This is a genomic window from Halomonas sp. TD01 (assembly GCF_923868895.1).
In the GTDB taxonomy this organism is placed as follows: Bacteria; Pseudomonadota; Gammaproteobacteria; order Pseudomonadales; family Halomonadaceae; genus Vreelandella.
Genome location: NZ_OV350343.1, coordinates 945,397 through 968,642 on the forward strand (window position 1 = coordinate 945,397; position 23,246 = coordinate 968,642).

Genomic DNA, 23,246 nt, shown 5'->3' on the forward strand with positions numbered 1-23,246 from the left:
ATGGCCAGCATTACCCTGGAAGGGCTAAAAAAAACCTATGCGGGCAACGTCGCTGCGGTCAAAGGGATCGACCTACAGATTGAAGACGGTGAATTTGTCGTACTTGTCGGACCATCCGGTTGCGGTAAGTCGACCTTGCTGCGGATGGTCGCCGGGCTTGAAACCATCACCGAAGGCACGCTAAAAATTGGCGATCGAGTAGTGAATAAGCTAGAGCCCGCCGAGCGCGATATTGCCATGGTGTTCCAAAACTACGCGCTTTATCCGCACATGACTGTCTACAACAACCTCGCTTATGGCTTAAAGAACCGAGGTTTCAAAAAAGACGACATTGATAAACGCGTACGTTTAGCGGCCAAGATGCTGGAAATTGAAGACTTCCTGGAGCGCAAACCCCGCAAGCTTTCCGGCGGCCAGCGCCAGCGGGTAGCGATGGGCCGAGCACTGGTCCGCGAGCCTTCAGCGTTCTTATTCGATGAACCGCTTTCCAACCTGGACGCCAAGCTGCGCGTACAAATGCGAGTAGAGATTAAACAGCTGCAACGTCGCCTAAAAACCACCAGCTTGTACGTAACCCATGATCAACTGGAAGCAATGACCCTGGGCGACCGTTTGGTGGTGCTGAATGCCGGGCAAATTGAGCAGGTAGGCACACCGATGGAGATCTACGCCCGTCCGGCCACGATGTTCGTTGCGGAATTTATTGGCTCCCCGGCAATGAACATGTTGCCGTTGGATTATCTGCGTACTCAAAGCAGCAGCGTGCTTGAACACCTTCCCGAAGGCACCGACACCCTCGGCATTCGCCCAGACGACATGCACCTCACCGCACCCGAGGCACCCCATCTAGCGATCGACGCGACACTAATGCTCTTTGAAGCGGCAGGCGCGGAAAGCCATCTTTACGTTAATCTCGTCGACAGCGAACAACCCACGGTGATTCGCACCACGGGCCAGCCAGCCGTTCGTGAAGGGGAAACATTGCGCTTCTATGTAACCCGCGATGCACTTCATCCTTTTAACAGCACCACCCGAAAGCGCACCGGTAGTTAACATCGTTTCTTAAGAAAAGTACGTCATCGGAGACTTCATGCGCTACGTTTGAGCTAATAACAACGACTCGCTGCCCAACTCGTTTTTTGTGCAGGTAGCGTATGGATCTCTGCGATGAATACTGGTCTATGAAGACAGCATGTTATTGCCTCGACACCCTATACCGTGATCACTCCCGGCGCGTAAAGGCGACACTGATTCGCTTACTAGGGGATTTCGAGCTTGCCGAAGAAGCAACGCAGGATGCGTTTGTGGCAGCGGTTCAGCAATGGCCGTTGAACGGAACGCCCGACAATCCTCAAGCCTGGTTAATTCGTACCGGCTACCACTGTGGGATCAATCAGGTTCGCCAGCGTAGCGCAGCACGACGACGAGCTCATTTGCTGTTACCCCCCGAAGAGACACTGGATCTCGAACCCGCGACGATCCAAGACGATGCACTGCGACTGCTATTCACGTGTTGTCACCCAAGCCTGAACATGGAAGCACGCGTTGCACTAACCCTGCGGGAAATGTGTGGCCTCACCACCGAGCAGGTGGCGAGTGTGTTACTCATGAAACCCGCCACGCTGGCGCAACGCATCGTGCGCGCTAAACGCAAAATTCGCGATGCACGCATCCCCTACGCTGTGCCTGACAGCGAAGCGCTTCCCGAGCGCTTGCCGGATGTACTCCAGGTTATCTATTTAGTGTTCAACGAAGGCTACTCACGCAGCATGGGCAGCCATGTCGTCGATGTCAGTTTGACGAAGGAAGCCATGCGCCTAGGTGAGGCGTTAGCAAGGCTGCTACCCAGTGGCGAGGTGTTTGGATTAATGGCACTGATGCGGCTTAATGATGCGCGCCGCGATGCACGCCAAGACAAGGCTGGTGATTTAGTCACCCTGGACGAACAAAACAGAGATTTGTGGCACCAAGAGGACATTCGTAGCGGCATTGAGTGGCTTGAGCAGGCGCTGGCCCTCACACCAACAGGCTACTACACCCTTCAAGCATCAATTGCCGCCGAACACTCCCAGGCTAGCAGCGCCGAGCAAACCGACTGGGGCAGAATCGTGAGGCTCTACGATGCCCTATGCCACCGCAACGCTTCACCAATTCTGGCACTGAATCGCGCAGTGGCCATTGCCATGAATGGTGCGCTGGCAATCGGCTTGCAGCATCTTGATGAATTGGCCCATCACCCGCAAATGAGCCGCTACCATCTATTTTATGCAGCACAAGCGGATTTACTGCGCCGCCTGGGTAGACAAGATGCTGCTTGCAGCGCCTACCAACAGGCGCTGCTATTAGCCACGCTGGATCCCGAAAAACGCTTTCTGCTAAAGCGATTAAACGAACTAGAGCAATCTGCATAAAAAAATAAACAAGCCGTGTCGATTTGAAGACCCGCCAAACGACTAGTGAGAGTAACACCCCTGATCACCCAGGAGTCTCTCAATGAAATTCATGCTAATTCGCCGTGCCGATACCACTACCGAAAATGGCACCTTACCCTCTCAGGACATGCTAGCGGCCATGGCCGCCTATAACGAACGCATGATTAAGGCCGGGGTACTGGTCAGCGGCAACGGCCTACGCCCAACCAGTGATGGCTGCCTAATCCGTTTCGAGAATGGCTCGCCTACCATCATCCCCGGCCCGTTATCGCCGCCAAGTGAACGAATGGCAGGCTACAGCGTACTAGAAGCGCCAACACTTGAAGAGGCCATTCATTGGGCTCAGCAGTGGCCCACTCAGGATGCCGATGGCAACGTGACTCTAGAGTTACGGCGTTACTTTTCGCTGGAAGATTTCGAGCCGGGCGGTGGCCTGGAACAACACCGCCACCACGCCCGCATTCCGGACGAAATGAACGTGTATGTTGCCTTTCCCGGCACCTGCCGTGAAGCCATGCAGTTTTATGCCGACGTCACTGGTGGTCATTTGGAATGCCTAATGACTTACGCTGAAACGCCTGCCGCTGAACACACCCCGCCTGCTCTCCATGACCACATTATCCATGCCTCTTTAAATCTGCGTGGCCGACGCTTAATGGGCGCCGACATGGACCCAGAGAAATACATGGCTCCCCAAGGGGTTCATGTACAGCTGGAGTATCAAGATAAGGAACAGGCCTCGAATACGTTCGCACGCCTAGCGGACGGTGGCGAGATCACTATGCCCTTCGAAGCCACCTTCTGGTCGCCTGGGTTCGGCATGGCAACCGACCGCTTTGGCATTCACTGGATGGTTAACGTTTCGTCAGAAAACTGTCCTTTAGCCACCGAAGGAGACGTCCCATGAAGTACGTTGCGCTAGTGTATTACCAAGAGCAAATCATCAATTCCATGAGTGAACAGGAGTGGCACGACCTCAACCAGGAGTGTATCGCGGGGGTCGAGCGCCTGAACGCCAGCGGCAATTATCTCGCTGGGCAGCCATTACAACCAACGGAGACTGCAACCACCGTGCGGGTACGTGATGGCGAGACACTGGTATCCGACGGCCCCTTTGCCGAAACCAAAGAGCAGTTGGCTGGCTTCTACCTGCTGGAAGCCCACGACTTGAATGAGGCACTGCAGCTAGCTAGCCGCATCCCGCCTGCCCGATTCGGCAGTATCGAAATACGCCCCGCTCGAGAACTCCCACCGAAATCAAACGCTGGAGAAACAGCATGAACACTTCCGCCACGCCCTATGTCGATGGCTTCATCGCTGCCGTGCCAACCAATAATAAATCTGAATTTATTGAGCATGCCCGGGCTGCCGCCGTCGTGTTCAAAGAGTACGGCGCACTGCGAGTGGTGGAGTGCTGGGAAGACGATGTTCCCGAAGGAGAGGTCACCTCGTTCACCATGGCGGTTAAACGCCAAAACGACGAAAGCGTTATTTTTTCATGGATAGAATGGCCTTCCAAAGCGGTACGCGATGTCGCTATGCCAAAAGTCATGGAAGATTCACGTTTACAAATGGACGTTAATCCCATGCCCTTTGATGGTAAGCGTCTTATTTATGGGGGCTTTAAAAGCATCATTACTGTGTGAGAACGCTGGGCCGTTTCATTCAATAGAAACGGCCCGAAAGCCCTTCTTTGCAGAGACTTCTTTGCAGGGACTTGTTTTCACCTAATCCCTTTCAGCAATATCTACTATCCGCCCTTCCACTCGGTAAGTTACTTCCCCAAGCGACACTAGGTAATCACGCAGCATTTGCCAATCAGTGTTACCAACAATAGTGTTGCGGCCATCCTCGTAAGCAGCCCCTAATACTGCGTGGCTATCGCCGCCAGCGGCAGTAAAGTTGTTCGTCGCGATGGTGTAAGTGCGTTCTGGGTCAATAGCCTGCTGCGTTATTGTCAGGCTAACCACACGCTCGCCTACCGGCTCTCGGCTGTCGTACACCAGCTCAACACCTGCCGACACTTGTAAAAATCCGCCATTCTCATCGGGCACATTGGTTAGGGCAATTTCGAACGTTTCGAGTAGCTCAGCGCCAGTAACATCCAGTAGCGTCAAACGGTTACCAAACGGCTGTACGGCGATCAAATCGCCCACAGAGACATCGCCGGTCTCGACCGGTTCACGGATACCGCCGCTGTTTTGGATGGCCAGCATCGTATCCGGCGCTACTTTGCGTGCGGCATACAGCTGGGCATCGGTGATCAAATTGCCCAGCGCGGTTTCGTTAGCACGCACGCTTCGCGAGTCGCCGCTGCCATGACGTGGATTGGGCAGCGCTGCGGTCACGGTGGCACCAACCTGAGTATCGCGTAACTCTTCGATCGCTGCCGTGTAAGGCTCCAGACGCTCAGCAGCATCAGGGTCTGCTGCGCGTTCATCGGCAGCTAATAGCTCACCATTTACCTCCACCACCACACCATCGGCATCAAACGTCACCTGCATCACACCTAAATACTGGCCATACTCACCCGCCTGCCCGATCACCGTAGGCGTTTGTGGTTTTCCCGCGTGGTTTTCAGAAACAAGCATAGGGGGAGACACGCGGGTATGGCTGTGGCCGCCAATAATAATATCGATACCCGCCACGTGCTGAGCCAGCAGAAGGTCGTTACCCACGCTGGGGTCACTGTCGTACCCCAGGTGGGTAAGTGCGATCACCTTATTCACCCCCTGCGCTTCAAAGCGCGCCACCATGTCTTCGGCTGCTTCACGGTAATCACTGATAGTGATTGGGCCGGGGCTTGAGATCGTCTCGCTATCCTGGGTACTTAACCCAAAGATACCGATAGGCTCGCCATTGTGCTCAACAATAATACCGTCATAGAGCACCCCTGACTGCGGGTCTACGCTGATAGACCCATCGAGCATGCCAGCAAATTCAGGCGCGGCCGAAAAATCCAGATTGGCGCCTAAAATAGGAAACGCTGCATCCGCAAAAAACGCGGCTAGCGCTTGGTGCCCCGCTTCAGGATCACCCAAATCAAATTCGTGATTGCCAGGGACAAAAGCGTCATAGCCCATTAAGTTCATAAATTCGAGGGCATCCTGGCCAGCAAACTCAGTGAAGTAGAGCGTGCCAGAAAAAATATCGCCCGCGTCCAACAGTAACCCTTCGCCATACGCCTCACGCGCTTCGTTTAGCGTGGTGATCAGCTGTGGGTACTGATCGGTGCGACCATGTAAGTCGTTGGTGTGAAACAGCGTGAGGGTGTAATTGTCGGCAAGGGCGGGCGTAATGGTGGCCAATAACGCTGTCCCTAGCGCAATCCTATAGCGGCTAAAACGCATCTTAGTGGCTCCTTTCATATTGATGTCATCGTTCATCGTTAGCGTGCCATAAAGGCCTGACAAAGTGGTGACATCAATGGCAAACCAACCGCACAAACCACTTAGCGATGAAGAAATCGCCTACTTAGTGGAACTAGCCAACGGCAACGCGTTAGCCAAACAGCGTCGTCGCGAGAAAAAGCGCCAAGCGCCAGCGGCAAAAAAACCCTTAGACTGACCACACCTTACCAAGACTGATGTCACATCATGACCCCTAAAACTATTTAGCCATTATGATAGCCAGCATAACGCAAAAAGCCGATGCACTTTTAGCACATCGGCAAAACGATCTTAATAAGTCAATTAAACGCTAAGGAAGCTATCTATCATTTAAAAGTGATAGCGTGCACCTACTGCGTAATACAGATCATCTTCGAAGTCATTAATAGCATCTTGATTGGCATCATTTAGCTCGACAAACACATCAAGATTATTAGAAATATCGTAATGCGCCGCAGCGGCCCAAGCGTCACGATCATTATCCGCATTATCGGGATCAATGTTGTAATAATCGAGATAGAAGGTCCAAGCGCCGGTGGCAAAAGTACCACCTAAACCTACCGTGTCAAAACCGCCGCCTCGCGTATCGTTGTCGCCACGGGTTTCGTAACCTAAACGCGCAGAGAAAGCGTCATTGATGTCGTACGTGGCCGTAGTACCAAAACGTGTTTCACCGTTGCCACCGCCACGAACGGTATCCTCTACATAACCAAGCGCTAAACGTACGGGGCCAGTCGCGTAAACAACACCCCCTTGTGTGGCGATGACGCTGCCTTCACTAGACTGCTGCGCTTCAGTAAGCCCACGCTCAGAAAAGTGTTTCGCTGAGAAAACGGCCTGAAAACCATTGATTTCAGGTGTTTTATAGCCAATCGAGTCGCCACGCGCCTGCAGACCACCACCGGCGAATTCATAACCACGCTCTACGTAAACATCGAACGGTGTCATGACGTAGTTATCGTAGTAACTATTATAGTTACCGGCCATAAACGTACCGTACTGCTTACTTTCGAGGCCAAGGTAGCTATTACGTACTTCGTCAAAGCCTGGACGACTGCGCTCATCCCCGGTAAAGCGCCATTCTACTCGAGCAAACGCACGCAGATCAGCGTTGATTTGATGGCCTGCCGTAAAGCGCAAACGAGAACCGAAATTACGGAATTCTTCACCGTTATCAACGCCATCTTTTTCACCGCCCCCTTCAAACCCCATAGCGATGCGGCCGTAAATATCTAGCGTCGTGCCGTCTTGATCATATACCACTGCCGCTTGGGCTGCCGAAGCACCCAACAAACCACTAACAGCCAGAGCAAGTGTCGTCTTTTTAAACATGATTGATCCCATAAAAGTAGTTAGCGCTTGTTATCAGCACTTTTAGTTTCAATAGACTTTCAGTTACGAAGAACTCTAACTTAATTTTATTAATCTTTAGCTCTTTAGAAAAATCCAAAAAACCTTATTATTAAATATTTATACTTAGCATTTTATTGCGCATTGCGAAGGCACAATCGAGGATATGTTTACCTCGTCGTTGGCTACCTTAAAGGCGATATATTTCATTCTTCTTAAAGTTTTATTTTTTAGCGCTTTTTTTGATAACTATGAAAATGCAACCTGCCCGACATCTTGATCTGCTAATCCATCATCATTCGCTAACGGTATCACCATTAAAAATGGCGGACTGTCATCCCATGTTCACTAGGCTGTCTTGGCAGTGTCACTGTCGCTGCGCATAGTGAATTAAGTAGTGAGTAAAAACGTGATAAAGGGATGAATCGCCCATGCGGCTCTGTATCGTTAGCGAAACATGGTCACCAGAAATAAACGGTGTTGCGCATACCTTGAATAGGCTATGTCGTGAACTTACTCGGTTAGGGGTAACAGTGGATGTTATTCGCCCTAAACCCAAGATGGCTGATAGCACCACCAATACCAATGTTGCTCAAGGGCCTTATCAAGAACCGTCTCAAGGGCCTTCTCAAGAGCTTCTGGTACGGCGGTTAGCCTTACCCGGTTATAACGAAGTACAGATTGGTCTTGCCAGCCCCGGCAAACTGCGCCGTTTCTGGCAGAAGCAGCGTCCCGATGTGGTTTACTTGGCCACCCAAGGCCCGCTGGGCTGGGCAGCTCGTCAGGCGGCGCGCCAACTGAACATACCACTGGTGGCTGGCTGGCATACTAATTTCGATCACTACTGCCATGATTACGGGTTTTCCTGGCTAGCTGCCGCCACGCGGCGTTATTTACGCTACTTCCATAACGGTTGCGACCTTACGCTTGTGCCCACTCAACAACAGGCCGAAGCACTGCGTGCTCAAGATATCCACGATGTAAAGGTGCTCTCGCGCGGCATCGATGGCGATAACTTTTCCCCGGCCCACCGCGACGACACACTCCGCGAGCAGTGGGGGGTTAGCGAACATCAACCGGTTGCGTTGTACGTGGGCCGCTTAGCCCCAGAAAAGAACCTAGCGTTGTTGCAAGAAACGCTGCAGGCCATGAGTGACGTGCGTCCCGATATGGCACACGTCATTGTCGGCGATGGCCCAGGCCGCGCTCAGTTACAAAAAGCGCTACCAGACGCCCATTTCACCGGATTTGTGAATAAACAGGCATTAGCGCGCCACTATGCCAGTGCCGATATATTTATTTTCCCTTCTCAGTCGGAAACATGGGGAAATGTGGTGACCGAAGCCATGGCCAGCGGGCTGGCAGTCGTGGCTTATCACCATGCCGCCAGCGCTGAACTGATTCAAAGTGGATACAACGGCACCACCGTTTCCCCTGGCGATACGCTTGCCTTTCAACAGGCTGCCGTCGATCTATGCCAGCACCCTGCTGACTATGCCCGCCTAGGTAGAATTGCCCGCCTACGCGCACTAGAGCAAAGCTGGTCGGGAATCGCAGAGCAGTTTTTACGCTATTTACAAAACGCCCAGGAGACCCACCATGCGTCCGCGTCCGCTTGTCGTATTCGATCGTCTTGATGTGCTGGAATGGCAGCTTTGCCAGCGGGTAACACACCTAACGCTTTATCGCCCCTGGCGGCTAACGCTACAAACGGCGAGTAAGCTGGGAGACTGGCCTGTCTGGGTATTATTAATCGCCGCACAGCCCTGGTTACAGCCTAACGGGGCTTGGCGCATCATGCAGTACAGCACTATCGCACTGTTCGCGGTCGCTATTTATAAGTTGGTAAAAACGCGACTCTGTCGCGAACGCCCGTTTATCACCTACTTAGGTGGCGTCCACTGTGGCGAGCCTGCCCGTGACAAATACAGCTTCCCCAGTGGTCACACCATGCATGCGGTAATGTTTAGCGTGTTGGTAGCCGCTCATACCCCCTGGCTGCTACCTATTGTGATTCCCCTTAGCTTACTGATCGCCGTTTCACGGGTGGGGCTCGGGCTTCACTATGTCAGTGATGTCATTGCCGGTGCAGCCATGGGCTATGGTTTTGCGCTACTGAGTCTTTATTGGATGGGGTAATGCTGTTTCAAGGGGAAAGAAACCATCGGCATAATCAAATTTTCCCAGCGCATTCCATGAGCATGGGCAATCGCTAACGCAACCATCGCCTCGCGTAAACCAGCGTCTCCCAAGGCATCATGTAAGTAGCTTAAGACATTGACTGACAACAGTGGCTTCTCGTCGTTACCTTGGCATGCCACTATCCAGCGCGCTCCCTGGTGAAACGCAATGGTGAGCCCTTCTCCACCCTGTGTACGATGAGCGACTAGGTCAGGGTTATCCGCGGTGATAGAAACCAACACTGATTGACAGCCTGCCGATATCTCTTTACGCAGTGCCCGCACACTCTCTGAGTCGGCATTAATCACCACTGAATGGCCAACACGGGCCAAACAATCAGACACGTTATTGCTAAGCGATTCATCCGCCTCGTACAGCGCCAGCACCTCATAGCGATCACAGAAGTGGCCGTATGCCTCCAATAGAGTAGGCCATAGCTCGAAGAAAGCAGCATCAACGCTGGCATCACACAACGCCGCAGGCACTGTTCCGGAAGAGACAGAGCTTTGAGTGCTGATTTGCTCACTGTTGATGAAAACACCTTGTGATGTAGTAGTCCCTGGGCTGCCATCGTTAGCAACAAGTAAATGATGCAACATTCGACAAATTCGCGCGGCGGGATTTTCGCAACCATTGCGGGCCAAGCCCAGCACTGCGGCAGTAGGAATTCTCAGCTGATGTTTGCCGAGACTTTGATCAAGAATTTCGCCGTTAAGGTCCCGCGTCGGGTTACCCAGCCAATGCAAACGAAGCCCTGGGCCACCGTTGACTTCAATAATATGCCCGTTCACCTCGCGCCATGAACGCTCAATGTCAGAAATTAGTAGATCCACGCCCGCGATACTTAAGCCAATGGCACGAGCAGCACGAACGGCCAGCAGAGCATTATCAGGGTGCACTCGGTCGGTCACATCTTCTACCGTGCCACCGGTAGAAAAATTAGCTATTTGGCGCAAGAGAACTTTCTCACCGCTTGCAGGAATGGTATCTGCCTCGATACCTTGCTGTGCTAACACCTCAAGAGAGATATCGTCCAACGCCAACTTAATCAGATAGCTGCGAGTTGAATCACCTCGTCGAGGATCCTGGTTGGCGATATCTACCAGTTCTTTAATAGTATGCTTTCCATCCCCGACCACCGCTGCCGGGTCACGACGTGTAACAACCAAGCATTTTCCGTTGACGACGAGCAGACGGTAATCTTCACCCTGCACATGGCGCTGAACAATAATATTCGAACTAAACTCTGCCGCCTTTTTAAAAGCACTAATCAGTTCAGCCTGGCTATGCAGGTTGGAAAAGACGCCCTCGCCACGATCATTATTCAGGGGCTTAACCACAACCGGGTATCCCAAGATTTCAGCGGCTTGTGCGGCAGCCTCTTGCGTAGTGACCACATGGGTTTTCGGCACAGGAATACTGACCTGTTCAAGCCGCCGGGTTGATAAGTGTTTATAATTGGCCATTCGTCCGGCCACCATTGAATCCCGGAAGCAAGAGCTCTCCCAGTGCACCTGAGCACTCCCCCAGCCTAGCTGAAAAGCATCGGGCGACAATCGAGTGACCGGCAGCTCGCGCTGCCGCGCCGCCATGATAAAACCTTGGGTAATGATATTATTGCCACTTTGTTGGGCGTTTCTTAACCACTTTTGAAAGTCATCGTGCCATGGCTCGCTATCCGCAGATTCACCATTGGCTGACCAAGCAATCAAGTGCTGTGCCGCCCAACGCAAAGCCCCTTTAGCCGTTGCCAAACGCGTCCACGGCAACCCAATCAAAACCGTATTTTTTTCAACGGCCAGTACCTGCCCCTGATAGGTAGACTCGTAAGCAGTACGCTGCAGAGCAACCGTCAAGGCGACTAGCCACTCACCCAGTGCTCGAAGGGTGTCATACATGACTACGTCACTTGGTGATGCCTGAACCAACCCGGCCCGCTGGCCAGCAACGATGAAGTGCTGCGGCCAAACCTCAGGCGGCGCTTCCAGAATCGGCTGGCTGGGCCAAAGTGACGGCACCAAAAGACGTAACCGTTGATGCAGTACCTTAGCGCGCACCATGTTACCGCTTATTTTGACCCTACAGGTAAGCGTAGGCTCCACCAACCGCCCTCTTGCTCCCATCGTGGCGCGCAACTCGCTAAGATCCAAACGCAAATTACAGAACGAAGCCTTGGGTGCTGAGGAAGGATTGGCAGATAGATTCTGAGACATAAATGCTTACCTAAAGATCAACGAGCGAACACAGCAGCGTAGTGATGTGGGCCACTCTTATAACATAGCGTCTTGAGGTATACAGCGAAGCAAAGCCAAGTTTACTTTGTTTAATTTTTGACGTTGTATGAGAGGTTAAAAAACAAAGAAACACCGCCATCATCAAACAAAAATGCCCGCGATAGCGGGCTTTTTAGAAAGAAATTGATACCAATGGTCGATGGTTCACATATCCGGAGGCATGTCGTCACGATCCTCTACTGTGGTCATAAATGATGTCTTGAACATCATATAAAGGCCGACCCCCGAAAACCCTAGAAACAGCACAAACATGCATAACATCAATACCATCGCCATAGCGCTTGTCCCTGGAAGTATGCGGCTGCTACGTTGACGTCTTCTAACCGCTGAGTTTTGGTTTACACCAGAGGATAGACCAAAATGTCACGACCATTGATACAAAAGCTGTTCAGGAAGTCAGGTAAAGTTAAATATTCCAATAAATCAAAACGTTATAGAAAATAAATTAACGCAAAAAAACCACCTCGCTTTCACGAGATGGTGATTTTGCATCGCTGCCGCTCCATGGCGGTGATGATCAGCGTTTCCTTACACTGATAAGGGTGAGCAGGCTAAGTGTCCTTTCACGTCCTTCTGCTAATATGGCTCCGTGCCTTCCCTAATTACCTATTAGCCTGCTCACGCTGTTTACTGGGCTGCTAAACGTTGATGGTATCAATGTCACTTAAAATTTAAGGTTTACAACATTACGCATGTACCTAAGTCATTGCAGACAACAGGCCAAATACCGCCAAAAACAAAAAAAAACATTAAAAACAATATCTTAAAAAACAACATTAATGCCAACTATAGCCATAAAAGCAGTTATTTCATGGCTAAAACTGACACATGCGACAAAATCGCACGGTCAGCTAGCGTTCAATCGGTAGAAAATCGATGGCACCAACCGCCTGCAACGATTATTTTTAATGACAGCGCACCTAGAACCTATCTACGGGCACTCAGCTGATGAGGGATCATTCGATGAAACGTGTAATGGCTATCAGTTTATTGATGATGGTGACACTTCTAGTAATAAGCGGCTGCAATACTATCCGCGGCGCAGGCGAAGACATTGAGCGCGGTGGCGAAGCTATTCAGCGCTCCGCAGGTAGTTAATGGCTATGATGACCGTATACCTTTCACACGGCCTGGAAAGCGGACCTGGCGCTTTGAAAGTACAAGCGTTAAAAGGGGTTGCTGAGCAGCTAGATAACTGCGAACCCGTGGTCATGGATTACCGTGGTATGAAGGAGCCCCAGGAGCGTTTAGAGCATTTGCTTGCCGTGATTGCCGAGCGAAACGACACGCTTGCTAACTGCGTTATGGCGGGCTCCAGCCTCGGCGGATGGTTAAGTGCAGCGGTGAGTGCTCATGAACCCGTGCTAGGCTGCTTTTTATTAGCCCCTGCCCTTGGCCTACCAGATTACCCGCAAACCTCTATCACACTGCAAGCGCAACACACGCATATCATTCATGGATGGCGAGACGATGTCGTGCCACCCGGTCCAGTGATTGAACATGCCCGCCGTCAACGGCTTTCGCTACGCATGATTGACGATGACCATCGCCTTCACAACAGCCTCGATACAATACTTTCCGATTTCGAGCAATTTTTAGAGCGGTGTCTTTAAAAGCGGTGTCTTTAAAAGTTACATCTTTTAGAACTGTATTTTTAAAACCGCATTTTTAGAACAACGTGAATCGCACACGCCCTCCAGCTAACAAAGTGTTACAACAAATAGTCGACATCCGCCAAACAAAGCTATACAAATAGTGTACAAAACACAGGAGAGCGCTCATGTTTGGACTATTTAAACGAGATCCCAAGAAAAAGCTCCAGCAGGATTACGAACGTAAATTACAGGCAGCAATGGAAGCTTCACGCAATGGTGACATGAGGGCCAATGCCACGCTGACGGAAGAAGCAGAAGCTATTCTTGCTGAGATCAACCGCCTTAAAGCAGAAGAAGGCTAGGACACAACGCCCATGCGCCATCACTTCATCGCTGCTGTGGCACTTAGCTGGCTCCCCTTGGCAGCCCACGCTAGTTGCCCCCTCCCCGGCCAGTGGTGGCAGTCGCAACATGCTGTTTCTAACAGCGCTATTTTAGCCCAAGCAACGCAGCATCAGGTTGTCCTCCTGGGCGAACAGCATGATGCCGTTGATCACCACCGCTGGCAGCTGCACACCCTGGCGGGGCTTTACGCGCTGCGTGACGATATGGTCATCGGGTTAGAAATGCTGCCCCGGGAAGCGCAATCAGTACTCGATGATTGGGTTGCGGGTTTGCTATCCGAAGAAGAGCTGTTGGAACAATCCCGCTGGGAAGAGACCTGGGGATTTGATGCTGACCTTTATTTACCCATTTTCCATTTTGCTCGTGTTCAACAGATTCCTCTGATCGCCCTGAACATTACTCCCGAACTGCGTCAGCGCTTAGCGCGTGAAGACTTCACCAGCGTGCCTGCCGAACAGCGGCATCATATACCTGCACCGTTACCACCAAGCGCTGGCTATGAAATGCGTTTAAAAGAAATCTTTGACCAGCATGCAATGGGTGACGACGACCCCGCCATGCTGAGACGCTTTCTACAGGCTCAACTTAGCTGGGATGTTGCCATGGCCGAAGGGCTTGCTAACGCCGCCGCACAGGGCTCATTGGCCGTTGGCTTAATGGGCTTGGGCCATGTGATTTACCACGACGGTGTGCCACATCAACTTGATGGGCTGGGGGTGGAACACACTTTTAGCTTACTTCCCTGGTCAGCAGAAGCCTGTGAACCACCCGATCCCGCACTAGCCGATGCCGTCTTTGTGCTGCCAGCAGAGTGACCACTAACAGATTGGTCGCTACCAAGCTGTTTGCTCAAAGAATGACCGGTTAGGCATCATCTGCCAGCGCAGGCAGCAGCGTTTTTAATTTACGGGTCAGCGTATTACGCCCCCAACCGAGTAATTCTGCGGCTTCCCCTTTGCGGCCACCGGTATGTTTCAGCGCAGTTTCAATCAAAATACGCTCAAAATCCGGCACGGCTTCCTCCAATAAGTGGGTATGGCCTTCCGCCAGGGCGTGGTCCGCCCAATCCCTGAAAGCGGAACGCCAGTCGCCATGAACGCTGCTTTCAGAAGCATCTACAGAGCGCAGTTCCGGGGGTAAGTCCTCAATGAGAATTTCGCGACCGGAGGCCATTACCGTTAACCAACGGCAAATATTTTCTAATTGGCGAACATTACCCGGCCAGGGCAAACGAGTAAGGTGCGCTTCTGCCTCGGGCGTTAACACTTTGATATCTGTGGTCAACTCTTTGGCTGCTTCCGCTAAGAAATGACGCGTTAAACGCGGAATATCTTCCCGGCGCTCGGACAGGCGCGGCAAATGAACGCGAATTACGTTTAAACGGTGGAACAAATCCTCCCGAAATCGCCCATCATCGACTAACGATTCAAGGTTCTGGTGGGTAGCGGCAATAATACGCACATCGACTTTTACCGGAGTATGGCCGCCCACACGATAGAACTCACCGTCGGCTAACACGCGTAGCAAGCGCGTTTGCGTTTCGGCGGGCATATCACCAATTTCATCTAGAAACAGCGTCCCGCCGTTAGCCTGCTCAAAGCGCCCTTGGCGCTGTTGTGCCGCCCCAGTAAACGCGCCTTTCTCATGGCCGAACAGCTCGGACTCAATCAAGTCTCGGGGAATAGCCGCCATATTCAGCGCAATAAACGGCTTACCTGCCCGCGGGCTATGCTGATGCAGCGCCTGAGCAACACGCTCTTTACCGGTCCCAGACTCACCGTTAATCAACACGGTGATGTGGGAGTGGGAAAGCCGCCCGATGGCGCGAAACACTTCCTGCATGGCAGGCGCTTCACCAATAATCTCTGCGCTCAACCCTTCCGGCACGCTGACAGGGCGTTGACGCTCCCTGGCATGTGCTACCGCACGGCGTACCAACGCCAACGCTTCGTCCACATCAAAGGGTTTAGGCAAGTATTCAAATGCACCGCCTTGATAGGATGCCACGGCGCTGTCGAGGTCCGAATGCGCGGTCATCACAATCACAGGCAGGTCAGGGTGCGCGTCACGTACCCGCGACATTAAATCCAGCCCATCAATACCGGGCATACGAATGTCAGTCACCAGTACATCCGGTGGATTTTCTAATAATCGCTCCAGCGCAGTATCGGCACGTTCAATACACTCTACATCCAGGTCTGGCTGCGCTAAAGCCCGCTCTAATACCCAACGGATGGCGCGGTCATCATCGACAATAACCACTCGTGCTACATCGGTTTGTGTCGCCTCAGTCATGACGCTTCTCCGGTGAAATTAACAACCAATGGAATCAGTAAACGAAATTCGGTATGTCCAGGGCGTGAGTCGCATTCGATCAATCCTTGATGTTGGTGCAAAATCGATTGAGCAATCGATAGCCCTAGGCCGCTACCTTCAGCGCGCCCAGAAACCATGGGATAGAAAAGCGTTTCACGTAACGTTTCAGGTATGCCAGGGCCGTTATCAATCACCCCCACCTCGCTAACTAATCGGTGACGTTCAGCACCCAGCGTAAATTGGCGGCGCGCGCGGGTGCGAAGTGTCAGCTCCGGCGAGGGTGTACCTGCATCACTCATGGCCTGCACCGCGTTTCGTGCCACGTTCAACAACGCTTGGATCATTTGAGATTCATCGCCAGAAAGGTCCGGCAAACTCGGGTCATAATCACGACGAATCTCAACATGCGGATGCTCGGCAATCAGCAGCGCTCGCACCCGCTCCAACACCTTATGAATATTGACTGGCTCATGTTTGACAATGCGATTAGGGCCTAACATGGAGTCAACCAAATCTCTGAGCCGATCCACCTCTTCCACAATAATATGGGTGAACTCACGCAGTGCCGGGTCATCCAGGTCGCGCTCCAATAACTGGGCGGCGCCACGAATTCCCCCCAGAGGATTTTTAACTTCATGGGCCAACCCCCGTGCCAGCACTTTGATGGTCTCTTGCCGGGTGGTTAGCGCTTCTTCGCGGGAAATCTGCATCAGCCGATCACGGGGCTCTACTTCTAACAACAGCTCATCGGCTGAGAGCGGCGTTACGGTGTAGTCCACCGTTAATGCCTCGCTGTTCAGCGGCGTAATGCGTGCTTCGCGCTGGGTATAGGGATGAAAGGCATCTCGCGCTTTGGCGAGGACATCATCAATACTCTCATCACCGCCTAACAGCGTATCTAAACTAATGCCCTGCACACGGCTAAAACTCACTGCCAGCAACGCTTCCGCTGCTGGGTTCATCCAGCGAACACGGAGTTCACCGTCTAGCAGCAAGACTGCGGTGGTGAGATGTTCAAGTAAGCGCTGGTACATGGCGTGTCCTGAAACGATGCTCTAAAAAGATAGTGTTGTTAACATTCAGAAGAGAAACTGCAAAAAGCGCGCCAATTAAGCATAAACGGCCATATGCACGGCTAATGAGCAGTGGGCGGGGGCGTAGCGAGCCGTTATAGCGCAGCCCGCGCGATCATCTCATCACTTAACGCACCATTATAGTGCACGCAGTTAATCAACAATAAAAATACTCACCGGATCAGTGCGGTGCTGAACACGCCCTCCACTGTCTAGCAGCTCGGCTTGCAGCTGATGCTGGCCAGTCGTTAGGCCAGCAAGCCAAAAAGCGTCGCTGTGCAGCGCCGACTGGCTTATCTCACCGTTCACCAACAATTGAATTCGATGATCTTCTCGAAGCGGTGGAACAACGTCTACGACCACCGCGGTGTGGTCTTTTCGAAGCGATGCCTCTGCCTGAGGAACCTCTATTGCAAAATGGTCATAGGGCATAAACGGCTGCCCTGGATGACCCTGGCGACGCGGTGACGCCGCGACTGGAGACGTGGAAACGCTAGGCAACGGTGCCAGCGTCATCGTTTCACCGCCGCGATCAGGGTTATCGGTAAAGGTCACGTTACCCTGCTCATCCACCACACGGTACACCGTTTGTGACTGCGCAGCGCTTACCCACAGGCACAGCAGTAGCGCAGCCCCTGTGGATAAACACATTTTGTGTTGCAAACGTAGACCACTCATCATTACTGGTACACCTTCTCAGTTTGCTACCATAAAAAAACCCCGCCGGAAGCGGGGTTTTCAGGCTAATCACACCGCAAAGGTGATTTTAGCAGCGGTTCTTAACAACCGTTCTTAGCAGCTGTAGTACATATCGAACTCAATGGGGTGAGTAGTCATGCGAATGCGCTCTACTTCTTCCATCTTGAGGTCGATGTATGCATCGATCATTTCATCAGTGAACACGCCACCTTCTGTCAAGAACGCGCGGTCTGCATCGAGTGCTTCCAGCGCTTGGTCTAGGCTGTTAGCAACGGTTGGTACTGACTTACCTTCTTCTGGCGGCAAATCGTACAAGTTTTTATCCATGGCATCGCCAGGATGAATCTTGTTTTTAATACCGTCGATACCGGCCATCAACAAGGCAGAGAACGCCAGGTACGGGTTGGCCGTCGGATCAGGGAAGCGCGTTTCTACACGCTTGCCTTTCGGGCTAGCCGTGTACGGAATACGGATAGAAGCAGAACGGTTACGAGCGCTGTAGGCCAGCATTACCGGCGCTTCAAAGCCTGGTACCAAACGCTTATACGAGTTAGTAGACGCGTTAGTGAAGGCGTTCAGAGCACGGGCGTGCTTGATAACACCGCCAATGTAGTAAAGCGCCATTTCAGAAAGACCCGCGTACTCGTCACCCGCGAACTGGTTCTGGCCATCTTTCCAGAACGACTGGTGTACGTGCATACCAGAACCGTTATCGCCTACTAGCGGCTTCGGCATGAAGGTAGCGGTTTTGCCGTAAGCGTGGGCCACGTTGTGGATCACGTATTTCATTTCCTGAACTTCGTCAGCCTTCTTCACCAGCGTGTTGAATTTAACGCCGATTTCGTTCTGACCCGCGTTAGCAACCTCGTGGTGGTGAACCTCAACGGTCTGGCCAATCGCTTCCAGGGTGTTACACATTGCACCACGGATATCGTGGAAACTATCAACCGGGGGAACCGGGAAGTAGCCGCCTTTAACGCGCGGACGGTGTCCCAAGTTGCCGCCTTCTACCTGATTATTGGTCGCCCAGGCGCCTTCGTCAGATGTGATTTTGTACATAGAACCCTGAATGTCAGATTTCCAATGTACTTCGTCAAAAATGAAGAACTCAGGCTCAGGGCCAAAGAAAGCGGTATCGCCCAGGCCAGTGGACTGCAGATAAGCTTCTGCGCGCTTAGCAATGGAACGCGGGTCGCGGTCATAGCCCTGCATGGTGGCAGGCTCGATGATGTCACAACGCAGGATCAGGGTAGCGTCTTCAGTGAAGGGGTCGAGGAAACCGGTACCATCTTCAGGGCGAAGAATCATGTCGGATTCGTTAATGCCTTTCCAGCCCTCAATAGAGGAACCATCGAACATTTGACCGTTCTCGAAAAACTCTTCGTCCACGTCCCGTGCCGGTACGGTGACGTGCTGCTCTTTACCGCGCGTGTCGGTGAAACGCAGGTCTACCCATTTAACATCATGTTCTTCGATTAGCGCGAGAGTCTTGGCTGACATAGTGTCCTCCGGTATGAACGTGGCTTAAAGCTTATGACAGTAAGCTACCGATAAAAGAGTTATTAAACAAACCGGCTATTGTTGTAGCACGCCGAAAGGCATCTGCCTACGACCCGCTAGCCGCTGCCTAATACTAAGCACAGAGCATGCCAACACTGCACCAATATGGCATAAAAAAATAACAAGCTATTGTTTTATAAATACTAAAAAATAAAATGCCATGCTTCTTCATGTGGCATAACGCTGTGCACTAAAACGGATTCAGCTCAAAATAGCCACACAACCTAGAAAATCGCACCAATAACGATCAACCTAAAACCCATCAGCACTAAAATGGTGCATGAATAACATCTACTATTTTTACACATTCCCGCAAACTTTAGCTTGATACTAAAAGAAACTCACACCTACAATTACTTACAAATGGATAGATTTCATAACAAACAGGTTTCATAACACAGGAAGCCACTCACATGGGCACGGTCTGCTTTATTGTTGATGCGTCAGTCACAGGTGTCCTTTTACCACGTCACCTGCGCGCTATTCGCCAAACAGGCTTAGCAGACCACATCTTTCCCATTATCGTGACAGGCCCCACCGCTGATCCGCGCATTTCACACTTTGAGCAGCGCTACCGTGTTCATTTTCTTATTACGCCTTCCCAGCCATTAGGCGAAAGGATCAACCAAGCAGCGTATCTCAGCCAAGCGGATTGGCTGCTGATTGCGATGCAGCAACAGACGCTAGAAGCCAAACTGTGGTGTTTACTTTATCCCCAGTTAGACACGTACACGCTGGATGCATTTCTGATAGGCAGCGAACCCCCCCGTCTATCTGAGCGGCTATTCCAACGTTTCTTAGGCACAGGCGTTGCCGTTCCTCCTTACATAGCCATCAAGCGCACGTGGTTAGAACGGTTAGGAGGCCTAGACCCAGAACTAGATGAAACAGCGCTTACCGATTTACTACAGCGCCTTTATGCATGCTCTACCCGTTTACAAACGTTCAGCCTGGAAGCATCAGGTCTTAACCGCGACTCACCATCAATAAGTAGCAAGCCCTACCGACCTCCTCCCTCCTCGCACACAGACACTTAATGCCATCTTTATGCATGAGTGGCACGCTGGTTAGACGTTCAAACGCTTGCCAAATAGCATTGCCCCCGTCGTCGTGGTATTAACCATGTTATTCAATACGATAGAGCCAATACCGCCGACAAGAATTAACAGCACAGCATAGGCTAGGAGCGGCAATGTAAAAGGCCCCACGACGGTATCGGTTAACGCGAAAAACATAGGGTGGGCCAAATAAATACCAAACGAGTACGCATTGATATAACGCACCCAGCATGGCGCTTTGCGACCTTTTAAATAATGCATTAACCAAAGTGTAAACAGCACAAAGAAAGGTATTACCCACACCTCTTTTGAAGAGAAAGCTATCCAACCTGCGAACGTGAGTGCAATGATCAGCGCCACAAACCCAAGTAACCAAAAGGGACGCGATAGCCTTTGCATCCATTTAGGTTGCTCGAACGGATCGGCCTGAGGGGCCAGCGGGTAATAGCGAACTAACACCAACGCCAGAAAAAACAGATATATCCATCCCAGCGGCGCAATCCATAACAGATATCCAGGCGGCTCAACGTCCAACCAATACGCCACCCCCCAGTATGCCATGCTAACTAAGCACCCACCCCAGAGCCACGGCACAGGATTAAAGCGCCACAACCGAAAGTGGGTATAGCACCAATACGCCGCGTAAAACTGCATGGCAATAATCAAAAAATAGCCATGCCATCCCGCATAAATAAAATACTCTTTAGCATTGTTTATAAAATCGACAGGGTTATCGCTATTCGCTAACCGCACCCACTCTGCCGTCGAGTAAATAAAGCCGTACACAAAATATGGCAGCATGACGTATTTAACGCGCTGAAGAAGAAAACCAGGAGGTACCTGTTTATCGTATCGAACGGCAAAAACAAACACCGAGATAAACAAAAATATGGGCGTACCCAGCACCAGAGGAAGTCGCATTAGGTCGGTGACTACATTATCAACGCGCTGATTCAAGTGATCCAACCAATGAAACAGGAATACCGCGATACACCCGTAAGCACGCAGCCAATAAATCTCCTCGATTTTTTGCATCCGCTCCCTCTCTGATTCCTTGGCATCAGTCCGTTGGCTGCTACCTTCAGTAAATTGAACAGGGACTCACTCTGCGTTGTCCGACTTCGATAACGCCATTAAATTCCGGGAGGCTTCGTGTTTGGAACATCGAAAAAAAGACCCGTTACCCTGCTAGCACGACATATTACGGGCCTAGTGAGTTGGCTTTTATTAAGCACTCACGCCTTAGCAGGCGATGTTTCCTACCAACAGTTCTTCTCGCCTACCTTAGGCCATGACTACCCTTATACCGTGTATTTACCTGATAACTATGACACGGAAGCGTCTACGCCTTACCCAGTGGTTTATTTACTTCATGGATCGTTTGGAAACGAGAGAGACTGGGTGGCACGGGGCAAACTCCCCCAAACAGCTGACCGCTTAATCGCAGCTGGCCACCTGCCACCGGCGGTATTTATCATGCCCGGCAGCCGCAGTTGGTGGGTAGATGGATACAACGAGGCAGCACGCAGCGCTTTCTTTGACGACTTACTGCCGCATATTGAAAGCACCTATCATGTCGGGAGTGAACGCCACTTGCGAGGCGTTGCGGGATTATCTGCCGGAGGTTACGGCGCGCTTAATTTTGCCCTAGAGCGACCCGATCTGTTCGCAGCTGTTGCCGCCCTAAGCCCGGCCAGTTACGCGCCAACGCCGCCTGCTAATTCATCGGCACGCCGCCACCCAGCATTTTTAAACGAACAAGGCCAATTTGACCGCGAACGCTGGGAAGCTCTTAATTACACGGCTCACCTAGAGGATTACCGGCTACAAGTCACACCACGAACAACCGGAGCGCGCGACATATCACCAGTGCCGCTTTATATCAGTGCGGGGCGGAGCGATGTTTACGATGCAGAATTTCACGCCCGCCTGTTACGCCAAACGATGGAACGCATTCAGCCGGGCGACGTGAGACTTGATCTTTACCCCGGTGGCCACACCTGGCGCGTATGGCGAGCCAGCCTTCCTGCCGCCTTAAACTTTATGTTTCAGCATATCGATCAACCTGCCGTTGATTCCACTGAATAAAGCACCGCTTGGTTAAATGAAAAACAGCGGCCCAGCGCCGCTTCGCTCTCTTCCGACAACCAATCAACGACACGCCGAAAGGCCGCATTGCCCTGCACACCAGACGAGCGGGGTATTAAACGCTCAACGACAAAACGGCGTCACCGACGGTTCAAATAGCGCATGACAAGGGGTCGTCCAAGATCCCCTGACGGTCACTTTAAGCGCTCACCCCACCAGTGTCCGTGCGCATTGGCTCAATTGCATCAACGCACACTACACTTAAACCTCACGCTACGTGATACCGCTCAGCAAAAGGACACTGACAATGCATCAGCATATCGAATGGGATGAACCAGGCAGCGCAAGCGTCGCAGAGTTTTTTAAAAATGACCCAGACCATAAACCACCCTACCCAGGCGCCATGCTCTCTGCCCGTTACCAAGGCCGCATTGTGCGAGTAAAAGTAGAAGTCTATCGCGATGAAGATGCCGTCAGCATTGGCAGCGTCGCCGCCATACTTGACCGTCAAGGGCACCACCACGACACACACCACAAGCTGAAGGTAGGCGATATCGTCCGACTTCCCGATGACAAGCGCGCCATGGAACGCTGGGAAGACGACGAGGACGACAAAGAGTAACTATCCACAAAGGAAATGCCCCACCACTGTGCGCGGCACGCCTAAAGCACGCCCACTACCACGTTTCGAGTAGCGCGTGGTAAGCCTCAGGCGCACCCGCGAAAGCACCGCGCAACGGTGCATCTTCAAAACTGCCTGGGCGCAGCGCACTGTGGCGGCTCTATCCGTTGGAGCGTTTAATATA

At 51.9% G+C, this 23,246-nt stretch carries 23 protein-coding genes; 15 read left to right on the forward strand and 8 right to left on the reverse strand.

Annotated features, from left to right (window positions below; translation table 11 throughout):
* From L1X57_RS04415 to L1X57_RS04435, 5 genes are all read left to right on the forward strand, one after another.
* Positions 1-1,053 (forward strand): sn-glycerol-3-phosphate import ATP-binding protein UgpC, encoded by a 1,053-nt coding sequence (locus L1X57_RS04415; protein ID WP_009723836.1) that lies wholly within the window; start codon positions 1-3, stop codon positions 1,051-1,053.
* A 128-nt stretch (positions 1,054-1,181) separates the two neighbouring features.
* Positions 1,182-2,411: an RNA polymerase sigma factor gene (locus L1X57_RS04420; RefSeq protein WP_009723837.1), complete on the forward strand. Its 1,230-nt coding sequence runs from the start codon at positions 1,182-1,184 to the stop codon at positions 2,409-2,411.
* Between the two features lie 82 nt (positions 2,412-2,493).
* Positions 2,494-3,339, forward strand: coding sequence for a VOC family protein (locus tag L1X57_RS04425; protein WP_009723838.1), 846 nt, complete (start codon positions 2,494-2,496; stop codon positions 3,337-3,339).
* Positions 3,336-3,713, forward strand: a complete 378-nt coding sequence (locus L1X57_RS04430) for a YciI family protein (protein WP_009723839.1) — start codon at positions 3,336-3,338, stop codon at positions 3,711-3,713. The genes L1X57_RS04425 and L1X57_RS04430 overlap by 4 nt, the downstream gene beginning before the upstream one ends.
* Positions 3,710-4,078, forward strand: coding sequence for a DUF1428 domain-containing protein (locus L1X57_RS04435; RefSeq protein WP_009723840.1), 369 nt, complete (start codon positions 3,710-3,712; stop codon positions 4,076-4,078). The genes L1X57_RS04430 and L1X57_RS04435 overlap by 4 nt, the downstream gene beginning before the upstream one ends.
* Before the next feature lie 81 nt (positions 4,079-4,159).
* Here L1X57_RS04435 and L1X57_RS04440 read toward each other — a convergent pair whose 3' ends face one another.
* Positions 4,160-5,782, reverse strand: coding sequence for a bifunctional metallophosphatase/5'-nucleotidase (locus L1X57_RS04440; protein WP_234667949.1), 1,623 nt, complete (start codon positions 5,780-5,782; stop codon positions 4,160-4,162).
* Positions 5,783-5,858: 76 nt separating this feature from the next.
* Between L1X57_RS04440 and L1X57_RS04445 the strand changes: the two genes are divergently transcribed.
* Positions 5,859-5,999: a hypothetical protein gene (locus tag L1X57_RS04445; protein ID WP_009723843.1), complete on the forward strand. Its 141-nt coding sequence runs from the start codon at positions 5,859-5,861 to the stop codon at positions 5,997-5,999.
* A gap of 152 nt (positions 6,000-6,151) precedes the next feature.
* Here the strand turns inward: L1X57_RS04445 and L1X57_RS04450 are convergent, their stop codons facing one another.
* A complete protein-coding gene (locus L1X57_RS04450) occupies positions 6,152-7,153 on the reverse strand; it encodes a porin (protein ID WP_009723844.1) in 1,002 nt (333 codons plus the stop codon).
* Between the two features lie 449 nt (positions 7,154-7,602).
* Here L1X57_RS04450 and L1X57_RS04455 point away from each other — a divergent pair, with 449 nt between their 5' ends.
* A complete protein-coding gene (locus L1X57_RS04455; protein ID WP_039869301.1) occupies positions 7,603-8,808 on the forward strand; it encodes a glycosyltransferase family 4 protein in 1,206 nt (401 codons plus the stop codon).
* Complete coding sequence (locus L1X57_RS04460; RefSeq protein ID WP_009723846.1) at positions 8,771-9,310, forward strand: phosphatase PAP2 family protein; 540 nt, start codon at positions 8,771-8,773, stop codon at positions 9,308-9,310. Before L1X57_RS04455 ends, L1X57_RS04460 begins: the two co-directional genes overlap by 38 nt.
* Here the strand turns inward: L1X57_RS04460 and L1X57_RS04465 are convergent.
* Positions 9,295-11,565, reverse strand: coding sequence for an acetate--CoA ligase family protein (locus tag L1X57_RS04465; RefSeq protein ID WP_083817075.1), 2,271 nt, complete (start codon positions 11,563-11,565; stop codon positions 9,295-9,297). The two genes, L1X57_RS04460 and L1X57_RS04465, sit on opposite strands and share 16 nt — an antisense overlap.
* 1,044 nt (positions 11,566-12,609) lie before the next feature.
* Between L1X57_RS04465 and L1X57_RS04470 the strand changes: the two genes are divergently transcribed.
* The 4 genes from L1X57_RS04470 to L1X57_RS04485 all read left to right on the forward strand — a co-directional run bounded on the left by L1X57_RS04470 (position 12,610) and on the right by L1X57_RS04485 (position 14,461).
* Complete coding sequence (locus L1X57_RS04470) at positions 12,610-12,744, forward strand: entericidin A/B family lipoprotein (RefSeq protein ID WP_009723849.1); 135 nt, start codon at positions 12,610-12,612, stop codon at positions 12,742-12,744.
* A gap of 5 nt (positions 12,745-12,749) precedes the next feature.
* A complete protein-coding gene (locus L1X57_RS04475; RefSeq protein ID WP_039869380.1) occupies positions 12,750-13,259 on the forward strand; it encodes a YqiA/YcfP family alpha/beta fold hydrolase in 510 nt (169 codons plus the stop codon).
* 167 nt (positions 13,260-13,426) lie between these two features.
* Entirely contained in the window at positions 13,427-13,603 is a 177-nt protein-coding gene (locus tag L1X57_RS04480; RefSeq protein ID WP_009723851.1) for a DUF6435 family protein, read from the forward strand.
* Positions 13,604-13,615: 12 nt separating this feature from the next.
* Positions 13,616-14,461, forward strand: a complete 846-nt coding sequence (locus tag L1X57_RS04485; protein ID WP_009723852.1) for a ChaN family lipoprotein — start codon at positions 13,616-13,618, stop codon at positions 14,459-14,461.
* 49 nt (positions 14,462-14,510) lie between these two features.
* Here L1X57_RS04485 and glnG read toward each other — a convergent pair whose 3' ends face one another.
* The 4 genes from glnG to glnA form a co-directional block, all read right to left on the reverse strand.
* Positions 14,511-15,941: a nitrogen regulation protein NR(I) gene (gene glnG / locus L1X57_RS04490; RefSeq protein ID WP_009723853.1), complete on the reverse strand. Its 1,431-nt coding sequence runs from the start codon at positions 15,939-15,941 to the stop codon at positions 14,511-14,513.
* Positions 15,938-16,996, reverse strand: a complete 1,059-nt coding sequence (gene glnL / locus L1X57_RS04495) for a nitrogen regulation protein NR(II) (RefSeq protein ID WP_009723854.1) — start codon at positions 16,994-16,996, stop codon at positions 15,938-15,940. The genes glnG and glnL overlap by 4 nt, the downstream gene beginning before the upstream one ends.
* A 192-nt stretch (positions 16,997-17,188) precedes the next feature.
* On the reverse strand, positions 17,189-17,716 hold the full coding sequence (locus tag L1X57_RS04500; RefSeq protein WP_009723855.1) for a DUF4124 domain-containing protein: 528 nt from the start codon (positions 17,714-17,716) through the stop codon (positions 17,189-17,191).
* Between the two features lie 111 nt (positions 17,717-17,827).
* A complete protein-coding gene (gene glnA / locus L1X57_RS04505) occupies positions 17,828-19,234 on the reverse strand; it encodes a glutamate--ammonia ligase (RefSeq protein WP_009723856.1) in 1,407 nt (468 codons plus the stop codon).
* A gap of 473 nt (positions 19,235-19,707) precedes the next feature.
* On the opposite strand from glnA, the gene L1X57_RS04510 reads away from it, so the two are divergent.
* The gene (locus L1X57_RS04510; protein ID WP_009723857.1) at positions 19,708-20,331 is read left to right on the forward strand and encodes a hypothetical protein; all 624 of its coding nucleotides are present in this window, start codon (positions 19,708-19,710) and stop codon (positions 20,329-20,331) included.
* A 30-nt stretch (positions 20,332-20,361) separates the two neighbouring features.
* On the opposite strand, the gene L1X57_RS04515 is transcribed toward L1X57_RS04510, so the two are convergent.
* Positions 20,362-21,387, reverse strand: coding sequence for an acyltransferase family protein (locus L1X57_RS04515; RefSeq protein WP_009723858.1), 1,026 nt, complete (start codon positions 21,385-21,387; stop codon positions 20,362-20,364).
* Between the two features lie 117 nt (positions 21,388-21,504).
* On the opposite strand from L1X57_RS04515, the gene L1X57_RS04520 reads away from it, so the two are divergent.
* Both L1X57_RS04520 and L1X57_RS04525 read left to right on the forward strand, forming a co-directional pair.
* A complete protein-coding gene (locus L1X57_RS04520; protein WP_009723859.1) occupies positions 21,505-22,440 on the forward strand; it encodes an alpha/beta hydrolase in 936 nt (311 codons plus the stop codon).
* Between the two features lie 307 nt (positions 22,441-22,747).
* On the forward strand, positions 22,748-23,062 hold the full coding sequence (locus tag L1X57_RS04525; protein ID WP_009723861.1) for a hypothetical protein: 315 nt from the start codon (positions 22,748-22,750) through the stop codon (positions 23,060-23,062).
* The last annotated feature ends 184 nt before the right edge of the window (positions 23,063-23,246 follow it).

Bases quoted from the DNA above. Each gene is read 5' to 3' on its own strand.
- L1X57_RS04460 (WP_009723846.1), top strand. From the start codon at position 8,771: ATGCGTCCGCGTCCGCTTGTCGTATTCGATCGTCTTGATGTGCTGGAA.
- L1X57_RS04415 (WP_009723836.1), top strand. From the start codon at position 1: ATGGCCAGCATTACCCTGGAAGGGCTAAAAAAAACCTATGCGGGCAAC.
- L1X57_RS04510 (WP_009723857.1), top strand. From the start codon at position 19,708: ATGGGCACGGTCTGCTTTATTGTTGATGCGTCAGTCACAGGTGTCCTT.
- L1X57_RS04425 (WP_009723838.1), top strand. From the start codon at position 2,494: ATGAAATTCATGCTAATTCGCCGTGCCGATACCACTACCGAAAATGGC.
- glnG (WP_009723853.1), bottom strand. From the start codon at position 15,941: ATGACTGAGGCGACACAAACCGATGTAGCACGAGTGGTTATTGTCGAT.
- L1X57_RS04470 (WP_009723849.1), top strand. From the start codon at position 12,610: ATGAAACGTGTAATGGCTATCAGTTTATTGATGATGGTGACACTTCTA.
- L1X57_RS04480 (WP_009723851.1), top strand. From the start codon at position 13,427: ATGTTTGGACTATTTAAACGAGATCCCAAGAAAAAGCTCCAGCAGGAT.
- L1X57_RS04525 (WP_009723861.1), top strand. From the start codon at position 22,748: ATGCATCAGCATATCGAATGGGATGAACCAGGCAGCGCAAGCGTCGCA.
- L1X57_RS04440 (WP_234667949.1), bottom strand. From the start codon at position 5,782: ATGCGTTTTAGCCGCTATAGGATTGCGCTAGGGACAGCGTTATTGGCC.
- L1X57_RS04435 (WP_009723840.1), top strand. From the start codon at position 3,710: ATGAACACTTCCGCCACGCCCTATGTCGATGGCTTCATCGCTGCCGTG.
- L1X57_RS04455 (WP_039869301.1), top strand. From the start codon at position 7,603: ATGCGGCTCTGTATCGTTAGCGAAACATGGTCACCAGAAATAAACGGT.
- L1X57_RS04515 (WP_009723858.1), bottom strand. From the start codon at position 21,387: ATGCAAAAAATCGAGGAGATTTATTGGCTGCGTGCTTACGGGTGTATC.
- L1X57_RS04485 (WP_009723852.1), top strand. From the start codon at position 13,616: ATGCGCCATCACTTCATCGCTGCTGTGGCACTTAGCTGGCTCCCCTTG.
- L1X57_RS04430 (WP_009723839.1), top strand. From the start codon at position 3,336: ATGAAGTACGTTGCGCTAGTGTATTACCAAGAGCAAATCATCAATTCC.
- glnA (WP_009723856.1), bottom strand. From the start codon at position 19,234: ATGTCAGCCAAGACTCTCGCGCTAATCGAAGAACATGATGTTAAATGG.
- glnL (WP_009723854.1), bottom strand. From the start codon at position 16,996: ATGTACCAGCGCTTACTTGAACATCTCACCACCGCAGTCTTGCTGCTA.
- L1X57_RS04420 (WP_009723837.1), top strand. From the start codon at position 1,182: ATGAAGACAGCATGTTATTGCCTCGACACCCTATACCGTGATCACTCC.
- L1X57_RS04450 (WP_009723844.1), bottom strand. From the start codon at position 7,153: ATGTTTAAAAAGACGACACTTGCTCTGGCTGTTAGTGGTTTGTTGGGT.
- L1X57_RS04500 (WP_009723855.1), bottom strand. From the start codon at position 17,716: ATGATGAGTGGTCTACGTTTGCAACACAAAATGTGTTTATCCACAGGG.
- L1X57_RS04465 (WP_083817075.1), bottom strand. From the start codon at position 11,565: ATGTCTCAGAATCTATCTGCCAATCCTTCCTCAGCACCCAAGGCTTCG.
- L1X57_RS04445 (WP_009723843.1), top strand. From the start codon at position 5,859: ATGGCAAACCAACCGCACAAACCACTTAGCGATGAAGAAATCGCCTAC.
- L1X57_RS04475 (WP_039869380.1), top strand. From the start codon at position 12,750: ATGATGACCGTATACCTTTCACACGGCCTGGAAAGCGGACCTGGCGCT.